At 70.9% G+C, this 13,862-nt stretch carries 11 protein-coding genes and 1 pseudogene; 7 read left to right on the forward strand and 5 right to left on the reverse strand.

Features of this window, described 5'->3' with window-relative positions:
- Positions 1–257 precede the first annotated feature (257 nt).
- The 5 genes from WMF27_RS23125 to WMF27_RS23145 all read left to right on the forward strand — a co-directional run bounded on the left by WMF27_RS23125 (position 258) and on the right by WMF27_RS23145 (position 7,036).
- The gene (locus tag WMF27_RS23125) at positions 258–1,451 is read left to right on the forward strand and encodes an STAS domain-containing protein (protein ID WP_437766722.1); all 1,194 of its coding nucleotides are present in this window, start codon (positions 258–260) and stop codon (positions 1,449–1,451) included.
- 152 nt (positions 1,452–1,603) lie between these two features.
- On the forward strand, positions 1,604–2,932 hold the full coding sequence (locus WMF27_RS23130; protein WP_437766721.1) for a cytochrome P450: 1,329 nt from the start codon (positions 1,604–1,606) through the stop codon (positions 2,930–2,932).
- 121 nt (positions 2,933–3,053) lie between these two features.
- Complete coding sequence (locus WMF27_RS23135) at positions 3,054–4,589, forward strand: hypothetical protein (protein ID WP_437766720.1); 1,536 nt, start codon at positions 3,054–3,056, stop codon at positions 4,587–4,589.
- A complete protein-coding gene (locus tag WMF27_RS23140; protein WP_437766719.1) occupies positions 4,577–5,758 on the forward strand; it encodes a hypothetical protein in 1,182 nt (393 codons plus the stop codon). The genes WMF27_RS23135 and WMF27_RS23140 overlap by 13 nt, the downstream gene beginning before the upstream one ends.
- 135 nt (positions 5,759–5,893) lie before the next feature.
- A complete protein-coding gene (locus WMF27_RS23145) occupies positions 5,894–7,036 on the forward strand; it encodes a tetratricopeptide repeat protein (RefSeq protein ID WP_437766718.1) in 1,143 nt (380 codons plus the stop codon).
- A gap of 81 nt (positions 7,037–7,117) precedes the next feature.
- On the opposite strand, the gene WMF27_RS23150 is transcribed toward WMF27_RS23145, so the two are convergent.
- From WMF27_RS23150 to WMF27_RS23170, 5 genes and pseudogenes are all read right to left on the reverse strand, one after another.
- Positions 7,118–7,636 (reverse strand): hypothetical protein, encoded by a 519-nt coding sequence (locus WMF27_RS23150; RefSeq protein WP_437766717.1) that lies wholly within the window; start codon positions 7,634–7,636, stop codon positions 7,118–7,120.
- Positions 7,637–8,112: 476 nt separating this feature from the next.
- Positions 8,113–8,823, reverse strand: a complete 711-nt coding sequence (locus WMF27_RS23155) for an HPP family protein (RefSeq protein ID WP_437766716.1) — start codon at positions 8,821–8,823, stop codon at positions 8,113–8,115.
- Between the two features lie 57 nt (positions 8,824–8,880).
- Positions 8,881–9,597 carry an SDR family NAD(P)-dependent oxidoreductase gene (locus WMF27_RS23160; protein WP_437766715.1) on the reverse strand — a complete coding sequence of 239 codons (717 nt, stop codon included), beginning with the start codon at positions 9,595–9,597 and terminating at the stop codon, positions 8,881–8,883.
- Positions 9,598–9,724: 127 nt separating this feature from the next.
- Complete coding sequence (locus WMF27_RS23165) at positions 9,725–10,147, reverse strand: hypothetical protein (RefSeq protein ID WP_437766714.1); 423 nt, start codon at positions 10,145–10,147, stop codon at positions 9,725–9,727.
- Between the two features lie 110 nt (positions 10,148–10,257).
- A pseudogene (locus tag WMF27_RS23170) lies at positions 10,258–10,353 on the reverse strand (serine O-acetyltransferase EpsC); the annotation flags it as partial.
- Between the two features lie 555 nt (positions 10,354–10,908).
- On the opposite strand from WMF27_RS23170, the gene WMF27_RS23175 reads away from it, so the two are divergent.
- Together WMF27_RS23175 and WMF27_RS23180 are read left to right on the forward strand one after the other, a co-directional pair.
- Positions 10,909–11,817: a family 2A encapsulin nanocompartment shell protein gene (locus WMF27_RS23175; RefSeq protein ID WP_437944510.1), complete on the forward strand. Its 909-nt coding sequence runs from the start codon at positions 10,909–10,911 to the stop codon at positions 11,815–11,817.
- Positions 11,804–13,708 carry a family 2A encapsulin nanocompartment cargo protein cysteine desulfurase gene (locus WMF27_RS23180; RefSeq protein WP_437766712.1) on the forward strand — a complete coding sequence of 635 codons (1,905 nt, stop codon included), beginning with the start codon at positions 11,804–11,806 and terminating at the stop codon, positions 13,706–13,708. Before WMF27_RS23175 ends, WMF27_RS23180 begins: the two co-directional genes overlap by 14 nt.
- The last annotated feature ends 154 nt before the right edge of the window (positions 13,709–13,862 follow it).

Raw genomic sequence — 13,862 nt, forward strand, 5'->3', positions numbered from 1 at the left:
TTAGCGCGAGTTCCGGATCTACCCGGCCTCAGCCGGCGATGGGCGGATTGTAATCTCGCAACGCAAGCTGGAACCCTCGCTGCGATCGAAGCGTTTGCACATCTCCTGGCGCTCGTCATCGCGCTCGCGGGTCCTGAGAGGGGTGAGTCTGCCGACGCCGATTCTTGGTCAAATACATGCGCGATCCACGGCCCCTACGAACGAGATGACCACGGGTAGGAGGCCTGAATCGGGCTTGGGGGAGGGCAACATTCGTCATGACACAGCATTACACGAGTTCACGCGACACGTGGGAGGCAGCCTATCTCTACTCCCCGGAGGCGCTGTTCGTAGCGAATGTCGACGGCACGCTGTCGCACTGGAGCGAGTCATTCGGCCACACAGTCGGGCACGCGGCCACGCCGGGGACGGCGTTCTTCCAGCTCTTCCACGACGACGATCGGGAGGCGGCCCGGGCGAAGTGGTCCGCGCTTCTGGAGGCGACCGGGGCCGTCGAGCTCCGCGGGCGGGTGATGACGGCGGGAAACGTCTATGCGTCCTTCTCCTGCGTGCTGCGCAGAGCGCCGCACGGCCAGGCGGTCTACGGCTCGCTGCACGCGACGTCCGGCGCCGACGATCACCCCGCCGCCGAGCCCGGGAAGGGAGAGGAGGCGGACGTGCTCCGCGCCCTCTCCGACAACCTCCCTCTCATCGTCTGGTCGTGCGATTCGGCGGGCGTCATCACCCGCCACGACGGGAGGGGCCTGGCGGGGCTCGGCCTCAAGCGGGGGCAGCTCGTCGGGACGAACCTCTTCGACGTCTTTGCCAACGCTCCCGAAGGCACGGAGAACGTGAGGAGGGCGCTCCGCGGGTCTCCCTCCCATTCCATGAGCCACATCCCCACCAACAATTCGTTCTGGGAGAACTGGATGGTGCCGATCCAGGGTCCGCTCGGAAACGTCGAGTCCGTGATCGGGCTCTCGCTCGATGTCTCCGAGGCGAAGAGAGCGGAAGAGGAGCTCCGGCTACGGCTGTTGCAGATCCAGAAGCAGCAGGAGGTCATCGGCAAGCTCTCGACGCCCATCATCCAGGTCTGGGACGGGGTGGTCGCGCTGCCGATGGTCGGCGTCGTCGACAGCGCGAGGACCGCCGACGTCATGCAGAACCTGCTCGACGAGATCGTCCGCACCAGCGCGCGGTATGCCATCCTGGATCTCACGGGCGTCGAGATGGTGGACACGCAGGTCGCGAATCACCTGATCAAGCTCGTGAACGCCATCCGGCTCCTCGGCGCGGGCGGGATCATCTGCGGCATCAGGCCGTCGGTCGCGCAGACGATCGTCGAGCTGGGCCTCGATCTGAACAGCATGGTGACGCGGTCGAACCTGAGGGCTGGAATCATGTTCTGCATCAACCAGATGCGTCAGCCCGCGACGACGACGGCGGCGACGAACGGGCCGTCGGGCCGCTGACCCGCGGCCCCTCCCCTTCTGCTCGCGCGGCTCGGCGTCCGGCACCGTCAATCCGGGAAGCACCGCCGGCAGCCCCGGCGGCGCGCGTTCGAGCTCGTGACGACGACGAGACAGGCGCCGCAGGCGCGGCCTACGCGAGAACGAGGTTCGTCATGCTCTCCCTGGGTCGAACCGACCAAGACAGCTTCCCCACCGCGGCCGGAGAGCTGCCGGTGATCGGTCACCTGCCCGTCCTCTACCGGGACGCCATCGGCCTGCTGCGCCGCAGCAGGAGCGCGCTGGGCCCGCTCTTCTGGGTCAACCTCGGGTTCGCGCAACGCCGGCTCTTCTATGTCGGCGCCGACGCCCTCGATCTCCTGCGCGCGCCCGAGGTGGTCATGGACCATCCGGAGCACCTCAGGGGGATCGTGGGCAGCTCGATGGCTGGGCAGGACGGGTCGCTGCACCGGCACATGCGCTCGGCCATCAACCCCTCGTTCTCCCCGCAGGGGTTCGCCAAGGAGGCCGCCGCCACCATCGCCTCCGCGATCGCCGCGAAGACCGATGCCTGGCTCCAGCAAGAGAGCTTCGCCGTTTATCCCGCCATGCGGGATTTGACCCTCGAGATCATCCTTCGCGTCTGCGGCGTCCCGACAGGGGATGTGCGCGCCTGGAGCCGGGCCTATCGCGAGCTGTTCCTGGGTGTCTACCCGATCCCGGGTCGTCTGCCAGGCATGCCCGCGTACCGCTCGGATCGCGCGCGCGCCTGGATAGACGACCGCCTGCGGAAGCTCCTCGCGCTCGCTCGCGGGGGCGGCGCCGCGGGTTCCCTCGTCGAGATGCTCTCGAACGCTCGCGACGACGAAGGCGAGCCCCTGTCCGACCAAGGCATCGTCGACAACCTTCGCGCGATATTGCTCGCCGGACACGAGACAAGCGCCTCTATCCTGGCCTGGATCGTCATCGTCCTGACGCGCCGGAGCGAGGTGTGGAGCGCGCTCTGCGACGAGCACGCGGCCGCGCCGGACGCGTCTGTGCCCTTGTCCGCGAGAGAGGCGGACCGGCTCCCCGTCGCCAACGCCGTCTTCCGGGAGGTATTGCGGCTGTACACGCCGGTCTGGTTCACCTTCCGGACGGTCACCGACACGATCACGCTGAGCGGCAGGCGCGTCCCTCGAGATACGCCGCTGGCCCTCAGCCCCGCGCAATTCGGTTACGATCCATCGCTGTTCCCGGACCCCGACCGCTTCGATCTGAGCCGCTGGAGAGATCGCTCGAGCCCGCCGGGCCCGCTGGAGCTGGCCGCGTTCGGCGGGGGACCGCACTTCTGTCTGGGATACAACGTCGCTCGCCTGGAGGCGCTCCAGCTGCAGTTCATGCTCGTCGGGGCGTTGCGCCGCGCCGGGCTCGTTCCACACTTGGAGGGCGCTTCACCGAAGCACGTGTACTTCCCGATCGGGCATCCGACGGCCGCGACACGGGTCGCCTTTCGCCCGTGCTGAGCGGGCAGAGCTCCAGCGCCCCAGCGCATCGAGCCATCGCTCACGGTCGCCGACGGGACGACGCTGCTCACCATCAACACGGTCGCCGGCGGCAGCCGGCCCTCGCCGGGTGGATCAGCACATGAACACCTCACCGCATTCGAGTCCTTCCGATCACGCTCTGGCCGTTCTTCGCGAGCTCGTGGCGGAGCTCGGGCGAGGCGGGGGTCTCGTCAGCCCGTCGGTCTACGACACCGCCACCGTGCTGATGTTCGATGTCTTTCCCGATGCCAGGGCGAGCATCATCCCGTGGCTCCTGGATCAGCAGCGGCCGGACGCGGGCTGGGGGCTCTCGTCGGTTCCACGCGCGCGCGATCTCCCGACGCTGGCGTCGGTCGTGGCCCTCCATCCCTACCGCGAGCTCATGCCGCAGGTACGCCGCGCCTGCGAGGGGGGCCTGGAGTTCCTGCGCAACCAGGCAGCGCACTGGGGGACGGCCTTGCCGGACGACATCCCTGTCGGGTTGGAGCTGCTCATGCCCAGGCTCCTCGACCGGGCCTCCTCGCTCGGCCTCGGCGTCGAGTGGGGACCGTACAGGGCGCTCATTGCGCTCGGCGAGCGGCGCCGGGCCTTGATCGGCAAGGCCCGGCCGGCGGCCGGCAGCGCGGCGTCGCACTCGTGGGAGGGCTGGGGGAGCAGCCCCTCGCCCGACCTCCTCGACGGGAGCGGCGGCGTCGGGCACAGCCCCGCGGCCACGGCGGCCTGGCTTCACGCATCTCGGGACAAGGCCGGCCTCGCGGACGCACGAGCGGCGGCGCGCGAGTACCTGGTTCGAGCGAGCCGCGCTACGGAGGTCGGAATTCCAGGCATCGTCCCCACGGTGTGGCCCATCCACCGATTCGAGCAGACCTGGGTCCTGTACGCGCTGCGGGCCTTCGATCTCCTCGACCATCCCCGGCTGGGCGACGTGGCGCGGCCGCAGCTGCTCGACCTCGGCGCCGCGCTTCGCCCCGAGGGCATCGGCATGAGCGACGCGTTCACGCAGGACGGCGACATCACCTCGACGGTCATCGCCACCCTGGGAGAGCTCGCTGCGCCCCGCGCCATCGAGACGCTGCGGCGCTTCGAGCGAGGCGGGATGTTCATCACGTACGCGAACGAGCTGCAACCCTCGCTCACGACCAATGCACACGCGATGCACGCCCTCGCGTCCCGCGGAGAGAAGGCGTCGGAGCCGGCGCGGTACCTCCTCGAGCGCCAGCAGCCGGACGGGCGGTGGGTTGGCGACAAATGGCACAGCTCCTGGCTCTACACGACCAGCCAGGTCATCCTGGCCCTCTCGCACGCGGGGCAGGTGCCCGCCGTGAAGCGCGGCATGGAGGCGCTGCTGCGCGCGCAGCGCGGCGATGGCGGCTGGGGAGCCGGCGGCGCGCCCACCGCGGCAGAGACGGCCTACGCCGTGCTCGCGCTCCGCGCCGCCCGAAGGAACCGCGAGCTCGAATCGATGGCGCGGAGCGCCTGGCGGCGGGGGCGCGACTGGCTGATGGCGAACCATGACATCGGCGCCGGCCAGGAAGATCTCCGCTGGATCGGCAAGGAGCTGTATTGCCCGGCGCGGGTGGACCGCGCGTGGGTCCTCGGCGCCCTCCTCGTGTCGCAACCGTCATGGGAAAGCTAGACGATCTGATCGAGAGGACGTGGCAGAGCCATGTCTTTGGCGATTCCTACCCGACCGCCGTCGGTCGTCGCGCGCTCTCCGAGAGGATGCGAGCCGTCCACGCGTGTTTTCTCGAGAGGTTCCGCCCGATCGTCCAGGGCGCCTTACCCGACCTCGATCCGGAGCACATCGAGCGCGTCGTGCGCCAGATCGGCCCCAAGGCGACCGCGTTCTGCGCCGCGATCGCGATCGAAATCGAGGATGTCGAGCGCCTCGCCGAGGTCTCCATCGTATTTGGACTCCTGTTCCTGTTCGACGGCCTGATGGATGACGGGGACCTTGCGATGGTTGTCGCAACGCACCGGTTCATCGAGGTTCACGCGCCGCGCCTGCACATCGCTGCATCGAACGACACGAGGCAGCCGGCGTCCGCCGTCCTCCGGAGCGAGCTCGACGCGGCCAGGGCGCCGCGCCCCGATCCTGCCCTCGTCGCCGCGCGCGCTCGGCCCCTGGCCGAGGTGGCGCGCCTGCTGCGTCGCCTGAGCTCTCCCGAGGACGCAGGCGCGCTCATCGAGTCGCCTGTCGCCGGCTTTCTGAGCCACGGCTCCGCCATGCGGCAGCTCAGCCAGCGAGTTCTCGAGCGCGAAGAGGGTGCGTTCTGGGACGACCACGCCGACGATTTCGTCGCCCATGCGATCGGGAGCATTCAAACGGCCGGGACGGTCGCCGTCGTCTACAGCCTCTACCGGAGCGCGAGCCCCGAGCTCCCCACGATCGGACAGGTGCTGGCCTCCCCGGCGGTCAGGCGCGTGTGCGAGCGATTCGCCGACGCTGCTTCGCGCATCTTCGACGACGTGGGAGATCAGGACGTCGATCGGCGCTCGGGCCCCCGGGGCCGGTTCGATCTCAACCTCTTCAACCATCCGAACCGACGGCTCGTCGAGGCGACGATGCGGTTCGTCGGCGTCGATGACGAGGACGTCATCGCGGCGACGCTGCGCGACCTCGCCGCCGACGACAGCGCCGGGGATGGCCGCGTCGTCGAGCGATTCGTCGACATCGTGCGCGGCGGCGTGGCGAGCTTGCCGGCGGAGTGCTGGCGCGACGCGGGCGTGTTCCTGATGCTCCTCAAGAGGATCATCGAGTCGGGATACGTCAACACGCTGGGCGACGCGGCGCTCGCGGAGTGACGCCGGGGCGCCGGGCGCGCCGCCCGGCGGAGCGCTGGAGGGAACCGCCAGGTTACCAAGGCCCCTCCGCTCGTCGCTCACGCGCTCGCCGCCCCCTGGCGCGCGCCCGCCGGATCGCCGATCCTCCCCTGCCCCATGCCAGCCCCCACCCTCTCCACGTCCGCCCCTCGCGTGGCGCGGCCGGCCCGGGGACAGGCCGCTGCGGGCGCCCGCGCCCTCCGCGAGCGCGCCCTCCGTCATCTCTCCATGGGCATGCTCGGCGAGGCTCGCTCGGATGCGGGCGAGGCGCTCGCGCTCGTCGAGCGGGAGCTCGGGCCCGCCGACCCGGAGGCAGCCGGCGCGCTGCTCGTGCTCTGGCGGATCGCGACGGCGTCCGGCGACCCTCCCGCCGCCGAGGCGCACGCGCGCCGCGCCATCCTCGTGCTCGCGCGGGCGCGGCGGGGCGGCGAGATCAAGCGGCTCCGCGTCCACGCATGGCTCGCCCTGGCCGCGACCGCGCGGCTCCAGGGCCGCTACGCAGACGCGGCGGCGCGCGCCCGCCGCGCGCTCCGGCTGGCCGAGGCCGCCTTCGGCGTCCGCGACGTCGAGGTCGCCGCCTGCCTCAACGAGCTGGCGATGAGCTGCAAGTACCGCGCGCGCTTCGCCGAGGGGGCGCGGCTTTACCGCCGGGCGCTCCGCGTGCTCGAGCGGGTCCACGGACCGGATCACCCGGATCTCGCGCCCCTGCTCCACAACCTCGGCGGGCTCGAGCACGCTCGCGGCCGCGCGGCCCGTGGAGAGCCGTTCGCGCGCCGCTCGGTGGCGCTGCGGGAGGCGGCGCTCGGGCCCGAGCACCCGCTCGTCGCCGAGGATGCGGCCGCGCTCGCGGCCATCCTCGACGCGCAGGGCAAGCGCGAAGAGGCGGCGGCGCTCTACAGGCGCGCGCTCGCCATCTTCGAACGCGCGTACGGCCCCGCGCACCACGAGGTCGCCTTCACCACGAGCAACCTCGCCGCCCTGCTCTACGCCGAGGGCGAGCTCGACGCCGCAGCGCGCCTGTTCCGCAAGGCGATCGGGACGATGGAGGGGCTCCTCGGCCCGGCTCACCCCGACCTGGCGATGGCGCTCAACAACCTCGGTGTGCTGCGCCTCCGGCAGGGCAAGCGGGCATCGGCGCGCCGGCTGCTGGAGCGGGCGCTCTCCATCTACACGGCGACGCTCGGCCCGGGCCACCCGACGATCGCGGCCTGCCGGGAGAACCTGGCAGAGGCGGGCCATGCCGGCGCGATCGAGGCCTGACGAGCCACCACGCCGCGCGATCGCCGCGGATCGAAGCGTGGCGCGTCGCTGGCTCTGGCCCGCGGCGCCGCGCGCCGTGGGTCACCGCGCGCGCCGGGTCGAGCGCGCGGCGCCAGTCGTCCGCGCCTGCCGCGTCGCCTTGCGCCCGGCCTTCGGCTTCGCGCCGCCGGCCCGGAGGAGCGTGCCGTTGTGGTTCACGCCGATGGGGGCGACGGCGCTCAGATCGCTGGTGGCCGACGGTGAGGACGGCCCGGCGCACGTGATGCCGAACGTCGCGGTATAGGTCCCCGGCGACCCTGGCGCGGTGAAGGACACGTTGACGTTCCGCTGGCCTTTGAAGGAGACCGGGCAGCTCGAGACGCCGAAGTGCTGGCTCGAGACGCTGCACTGGCAACCAGTCAGCGTCACCCCTTGGCTGTCCACGGTGACCGTACGCCAGGCCGTCGTCTGCGCCGGAACTTGCCCGAAGTCCCGGAGCGCCGGGCTGGACGCCAGCGCCTGCTCCGCCTCGCCGAGGGCGTCTTCTCCTTCCCCGTTCTCGACGCTCTCCACCACGCAGCCCGCGGTTCCCAGGCTTGCGAGCAGCAGCGTTCCGACCATCACACATGAAACTTTCACAAGACCTCCGTTGATGGACTCCCCACATGACGTGCGGGGCCCCGAAGCAACGACCAAGGCGACGATCGCCGCCGGGCCTGGCCCCAGAACCCCTCTCGGAGTCGCCAAGCAACCGGTGCGCCAGCGCCCGGAACAACACGGCCTCTCCGCCCCCGCCGCTCGACGTGGAGCTCGACGGCCCGAGCAGGCGGCGGATCCTGCCGGATCGGGCCCGTTCGTCTGACGCGGTGGAGCGCGGAGCCCAACCCCATCCCCGATGGGCGACCGTGACATGTCACGCCGCGACCGTGACATGTCACGCCGCGACCGTGACATGTCACGCCGCGACCGTGACATCGCGGACAGGCGCGGCGCGACGCGCGACGAGGTGCCCAGATGGCATGGAGCGACGACGCGAGTCGCCCGTCCTCGGCCGCTCGGCAACGGGAGGCCCTTGGATCAAGCGGGAGGCCCTTGGATCAAGGAGGAGGCGCAGGCGGCGGATCCTGCTCGGAGCGCGCCTGCCGCGGGGCCCACAGCGGGTAGTCGACGCCGGCGAGGCGATTGATGAGGATGGCCTGGAGCGTGAGCAGGACGACCCCGCCGAGGAGCACGAGGAGCATCGGAGGCCGGGACAGGATGCCCAGCGAGACGATGAGGGTCGTCGCGCCCGCGGGAGGGTGAGGCGCGCGGGCGAGCACCATGAGGCCGGCCGTGAGCCCCAGCGAGAGCGCCGCGGCGATGGCGCGCGGGAGCGTCACGCCGGTCGCGGTCGCCGGACCTGCGTGCGTGAGCCCCGTGATGAGCAGGCTCATGTACGCGACCGCGATGCCGATGCTGTGCCCGAGGATGGTGGTGCGCGGCGCGGCCGACGCCGCCGTGGGAGTGTAAAAGAACAGGAAGGCCGTTGGCCCGAGCGATGGAAAGACGAAGGGCGACTTCGTCACCACGGCGAGGGCCGCCATCAGGCCGATGCTCACGAACCCGTTCACGCAGCTGAAGACCGCGAGCACCGGTATCTTGGAGTAGCGCTGGAGGAGCCACGGGAGCCTGAGGCGCGTGAAGATGCCGCGCACCACGTCCGTCATCTCCCCGCCGAGCGGGTGCCGCGGCGAGATCGGGCCGTAACCGCGCCCGTTTCCCCACGGATCCATCGCCGCGGGGGTCGATTGCCTATCTCTCTCTGTCATCCTTCGTTCCTTGCGAGCGGGCCGCGCCTATCGGTGACCGCGCCTCCCTGGGCAGGATCAGAACTTCTCCACCGACGGGCGCACGTCGATCTCGAGGGTCCAGGCGCTCGGCGCCTGGGCGTGGAGCTGGAAGTAGGTCTCTGCCAGCGCCTCCGGCGATAGCAGGGTGGCGGGCGTCCTCCCGGGCACCATCGCGCGCACCCGCGGGGTGTCGATCAGCCCGTCGATGACGACGTGCGCCACGTGGATGCCGCGCGGACCGAGCTCGCGCGCGAGCGACTGCGCGAGGGCGCGCAGGCCGGCTTTGCCGACGGCGAGGGACGCGAAGCGGGCTCCGCCGCGGAGCGAGGCGGTGGCGCCCGTGAAGAGGATCGTCCCCCGGCCGCGCTCGAGCATGCCGGGCAGCGCCGCCTGCGCGCTCAGGAAGCCGCCGAGGCAGTGGATCTTCCAGTCGTCCTCGAGCTCTCGCGGCGTGAGCTCCAGCGCGCCGGCCACGCGGAAGACGCTGGCGTTGTAGATCAGCACCTCCACCGGCCCGAGCGACGCCTCCACGCGCGCGAAGGCCGCCGCGACGGAGGCGGCGTCGGTGGCGTCCCCCGGGACGCTCAAGGCGCGCCCTCCGGCTCCCTCGATCTCCCGCTGCACGGCCTCGCACGCGGCGGCCGTCCGGGCCATGAGGCCGACGGAGAACCCCTCGCGCGCGAAGCGCCGCGACACCGCGGCCCCGAGTCCGGGGCCGACGCCGATGACGACCGCTGCCTTGTTCGAGCTCATGAACACACACCCTCCCGCCGGCCCTCGCGCCGGCGAACCGCGGTAGCGTAGCGCCCTGACCCGCGCGAACGACACACGCCGGCCGATCTCGTCCCCGGCTCGCTCTGCAGGTCAGCCCCCCGAAGCGCTACGGGCTCCCCGGCGCGTCCCTCCACTGCCGCACGAAGAACGGCCACGCGTCGTGGAGGTACAGGCCGAAGGGGATCCACCAGACGAGATCGTTCGTCAAGCAGAGCACGGCGGACCGAGGCGGCCACTGCCCGGTGACGAGCAGCGCCGCGAGGCCGATCGGCCCGAGCACCTTGCCGAGCAGACCGACGCCCGCAAGGAGGAACCCGCGCTCGGGCGCGCGCGCGACCTCCGCGTAGAGGAGGGCATACACCCCGACGACCATCCCCAGACAGGCGAAGATCGGCGGGTGGTTGAGGGGTTCCATGCCCGCGAAGCGAAAGAGCCATTGCGGGTCGACGGCGGCGTAGAGCCCCCAGCAAGCGTTGTAGAGGGCAGCCAGCGCGAAGACGGCGCGGTGCAGGCGGCGGTGGGGGATCATCGCGGGGCGGCCTCGACGGAAGGCCCGCGCTCATACACCGCGCCGGCGCCGGGGACGAGCGGGATCTCGCCCGCGCCGAGCGCGCCGCGACGGCGCGCTCGGACCTCTCGGATGCCGCCGCCGTCCTCGAAGACGTCGCTCCGCACCTGGGCCTGGCTGATACGGCTGTTCGGCGGGACGCTGCGCGTGGGCCACACGTTGCCGCCGCAGGAGCACGTACCGGCTCGGGTTCGACGCGACGATCTTCTCCGCCTTCGCGCATGCCTCCGCGTCCTCGAGGTCGGAGGGCGTCGAGCGGGCAGCGAACGCCGCGCTTGATTACCAGCGGATGTTCGTCTAACATAACGGACATAATCCGCCAGCCACTTTGTGCTCCGCCGAGGTCGGTCGCCGCTCAGTGGTCGTGGCGCGCCGGTGGCTCGGGGCCGGCGCTCCATCACCTGACTCCTCATCTCGGACGAGACCGCAACGACGCCGCAACGACGCCGCAACGACGCCGCAACCCACTTGGGCTTTCACCTCAGCTAACGTCGGCCGGTGTCACCCTCCGCCACGTCACGCGCGGCTGCGCTCCACCATCGCGGAAGGAAAATCCGTTTTATAGGAGTCCAGCATGATGGAAAACACATCTGCTTTACAGGAGGAAAGCGTCCAGGGCGTCACGAGCGCCATTGCGGCAACCTGGGAAGAAGTTGTAGTACTGGCTCAGCTTTGGTGAAGACATCCCCCCAACTCGTCAAAGCTCTAGGAAAAACCCTGCCATGACGAACCACGAAAGCCATTTGCTTGGCGAGCGCGCCGCAAGGCAACACGCCAACACGAGCAAGACTCCGCCCCAGTGGGTCGGTGCCACCCCGCGTTGGCTCGTGCAGCTGCTCCCCTGGACGCCCGTCGAAGCAGGCGTGTACCGCCTCAACCGGGTCGTCAGCAACGATTTCGCGGTCGATTGCAGCCCGGATGACGCGGCCGAGCTGCCCACGGCGCGCATCCACTATGAAGAGCAGCCGCGCGAGTTCGTGCTCAACACGGTGACCACGACGATCCAGGTGCACACCCGGATCTCCGACCTGTTCCGCAGCCCCATGGATCAGGTGAAAGAGCAGCTCACCGTCCTCGTCGAGAAGCTCAAGGAAAAGCAAGAAGACGAGCTGATCAACAACGGCAACTACGGCCTGCTCAACAGCGTGCATGAGAGCATGCGGGTCAAGCCGCGCGGCGCCGGCCCCACGCCGGACGATCTCGACGAGCTCATCGCGCGCGTGTGGAAGGAGCCGGCCTTTTTCCTGGCGCACCCGCGGGCCATCGCGGCGTTCGGTCGCGAATGCACGAAGCGCGGTGTTCCGCCGCCGACGGTGACCCTGTTCGGCTCGCCGTTCCTCACGTGGCGCGGCCTCCCGCTCATCCCCACCGACAAGCTGCACCTCGCGGGCAACAAGACCGATATCCTCCTGGTCCGCACCGGCGAGAAGAAGCGCGGCGTCGTGGGCCTGTTCCAGCCCGGGATCCCCGGCGAGGTGAGCCCGAGCCTGTCGATTCGCTTCATGGGCATCAACCAGCTCGGGGCTGCCTCGTACCTCGCGTCCCTGTACTGCTCGGCGGCGGTTCTGACCGAAGATGCGCTCGGCGTGCTCGAGGGCGTCCAGGTGGACAGCTACTATGAGTACAAGTGAGATCCTGACAGCGGATCTCCAGGGTGCTCTGCCGCAGGTGACCCGCGCCGTAGGGAGCTCTGGGATCGCGCGCTCGAACGTGCCTCTCTCGGCGCCGGGCGGCGCGCCCGCGCCGGCGCCCGCCGTCCCCGGCTTCGACCCCGCCTCCCTGGCCGCGGTGATCGCGCAGCTCGCGAACGAGATGCTCGGCGCGCCGTTGAAGCAGGGGGCGGCGGAGCAGACGGCGCCGCTGCCTGGCGCCGCGCCGTCGCAGTCACCCGTCCCGCACCTGGCGGCGGCTGGCGCGGCGCCGTCGCCTGTACCGGGGCCGTCCGCGGCGGCGGCCCCCGTAGTTCCCGGCTCGGTACCCGCGTATTCCGGCTCGGTACCCGCGTATTCCGGCTCGGTACCCGCCTTCCCCGGCGAGGCGTCGCTGCCGGACGCCACGGTGCACGCCGGGTTCGCCCGCGTGCCGCTCGTGGGCTCCGATCCGCTGAGCCTGGGAGCGGCCGACGAGGTGCTCCGCATCCCGGTGCTGGGCGATCTCGCGGACCGCGACGCCGACCCCTACTTCGTGCCCGGCGCGCCCGCGCTGGGCATCGAGTCGCCGGTCGGCCCTCCCCAGGTCGAAGCGCACGAGATCCGCGCCGTGGATCCGGCGCTGATCCGCGGCGTGAGTGGCTCCGCCGGCATCCTGGACCCCCACGCGATCCGCCGCGACTTCCCCATCCTCGAGGAGCGGGTCCACAACAAGCGGCTCGTCTGGCTCGACAACGCGGCGACGACCCAGAAGCCCCGGGCCGTCATCGATCGTCTCTCGCACTTCTACGAGCACGAGAACTCGAACATCCACCGCGCGGCGCACGCGCTCGCGGCCCGCGCGACGGACGCGTACGAGGCGGCGCGCGAGGCGACGCGCCGCTTCATCAACGCGCCGTCCACGCGCGAGATCGTGTTCGTGCGCGGCACCACCGAGGGGATCAACCTGATCGCCCAGAGCTGGGGCCGGAGGAACGTGGGCCCGGGCGACGAGATCGTCATCACGTGGCTCGAGCACCACGCCAACATCGTGCCGTGGCAGCAGCTCTGCTCCGAGAAGGGCGCAAGGCTCCGTGTCGCTCCGGTGGACGACCGGGGCCAGGTGATCCTCGAGGAGTACGAGAAGCTGCTCGGCCCGCGGACGCGCCTCGTCTCGATCACGCAGGTGTCGAACGCGCTCGGCACCATCACGCCCGCCCGTGGGATGGTGGCGATGGCGCACCGGCACGGCGCGCGCGTCGTCGTGGACGGCGCGCAAGCGGTGTCCCACATGCGCGCGGACGTGCAGCTCCTCGGCTGCGACTTCTACGTGTTCTCGGGCCACAAGGTGTTCGGTCCCACGGGCATCGGCGCCGTCTTCGGCAAGAGCGAGGTGCTCGACGCGATGCCGCCCTGGCAGGGCGGCGGCAACATGATCGCGGACGTCACCTTCGAGCGGACGATCTACCACCCGCCCCCCGCGCGCTTCGAGGCCGGCACCGGCAACATCGCGGACGCGGTCGGCCTCGGGGCCGCGCTCGACTACGTGACGCGGCTCGGGATCGAGAACATCAGCCGCTACGAGCACGAGCTGCTGCACTACGCCACCCACGCCCTCGCGACCGTCCCCGGGCTGCGGCTCATCGGCACCGCGGCCGACAAGGCGGGCGTGCTCTCCTTCGTCCTCGATGGGCAGCGCACCGAGGACGTGGGCGGGGCGCTCGACCGGGAGGGCATCGCTGTGCGCTCGGGCCACCACTGCGCGCAGCCCATCCTGCGTCGCTTCGGCCTGGAGAGCACCGTGCGCGCGTCGCTCGCCCCCTACAACACCTGCGAGGACATCGACGCGCTGGTTGACGCGTTGCATCGGATCCAGATCGGAAAGGCGCGCTGACTGCCCGCCCGGCGCCTGTCCGCTGAGGCGGACGCCGCCGGGCTCCCTGCCAGCCGCCCTCGCCGTCCAACCCCCTGGTTGGATCTTCGAATCAGGCTGAACGCACGGGATTTCGAAGGTTTTCGTCCCGGGGGCGAACTTGTGTCCCCCGGGT

The sequence above is a fragment of the Sorangium sp. So ce281 genome, from assembly GCF_051527395.1.
Taxonomy (GTDB): Bacteria; Myxococcota_A; Polyangia; order Polyangiales; family Polyangiaceae; genus Sorangium; species Sorangium cellulosum_B.

Coding starts and splice junctions, on each gene's coding strand:
- WMF27_RS23125 (WP_437766722.1), top strand. CDS start 258: ATGACACAGCATTACACGAGTTCACGCGACACGTGGGAGGCAGCCTAT.
- WMF27_RS23130 (WP_437766721.1), top strand. CDS start 1,604: ATGCTCTCCCTGGGTCGAACCGACCAAGACAGCTTCCCCACCGCGGCC.
- WMF27_RS23135 (WP_437766720.1), top strand. CDS start 3,054: ATGAACACCTCACCGCATTCGAGTCCTTCCGATCACGCTCTGGCCGTT.
- WMF27_RS23140 (WP_437766719.1), top strand. CDS start 4,577: ATGGGAAAGCTAGACGATCTGATCGAGAGGACGTGGCAGAGCCATGTC.
- WMF27_RS23145 (WP_437766718.1), top strand. CDS start 5,894: ATGCCAGCCCCCACCCTCTCCACGTCCGCCCCTCGCGTGGCGCGGCCG.
- WMF27_RS23150 (WP_437766717.1), bottom strand. CDS start 7,636: ATGGTCGGAACGCTGCTGCTCGCAAGCCTGGGAACCGCGGGCTGCGTG.
- WMF27_RS23155 (WP_437766716.1), bottom strand. CDS start 8,823: ATGACAGAGAGAGATAGGCAATCGACCCCCGCGGCGATGGATCCGTGG.
- WMF27_RS23160 (WP_437766715.1), bottom strand. CDS start 9,597: ATGAGCTCGAACAAGGCAGCGGTCGTCATCGGCGTCGGCCCCGGACTC.
- WMF27_RS23165 (WP_437766714.1), bottom strand. CDS start 10,147: ATGATCCCCCACCGCCGCCTGCACCGCGCCGTCTTCGCGCTGGCTGCC.
- WMF27_RS23175 (WP_437944510.1), top strand. CDS start 10,909: ATGACGAACCACGAAAGCCATTTGCTTGGCGAGCGCGCCGCAAGGCAA.
- WMF27_RS23180 (WP_437766712.1), top strand. CDS start 11,804: ATGAGTACAAGTGAGATCCTGACAGCGGATCTCCAGGGTGCTCTGCCG.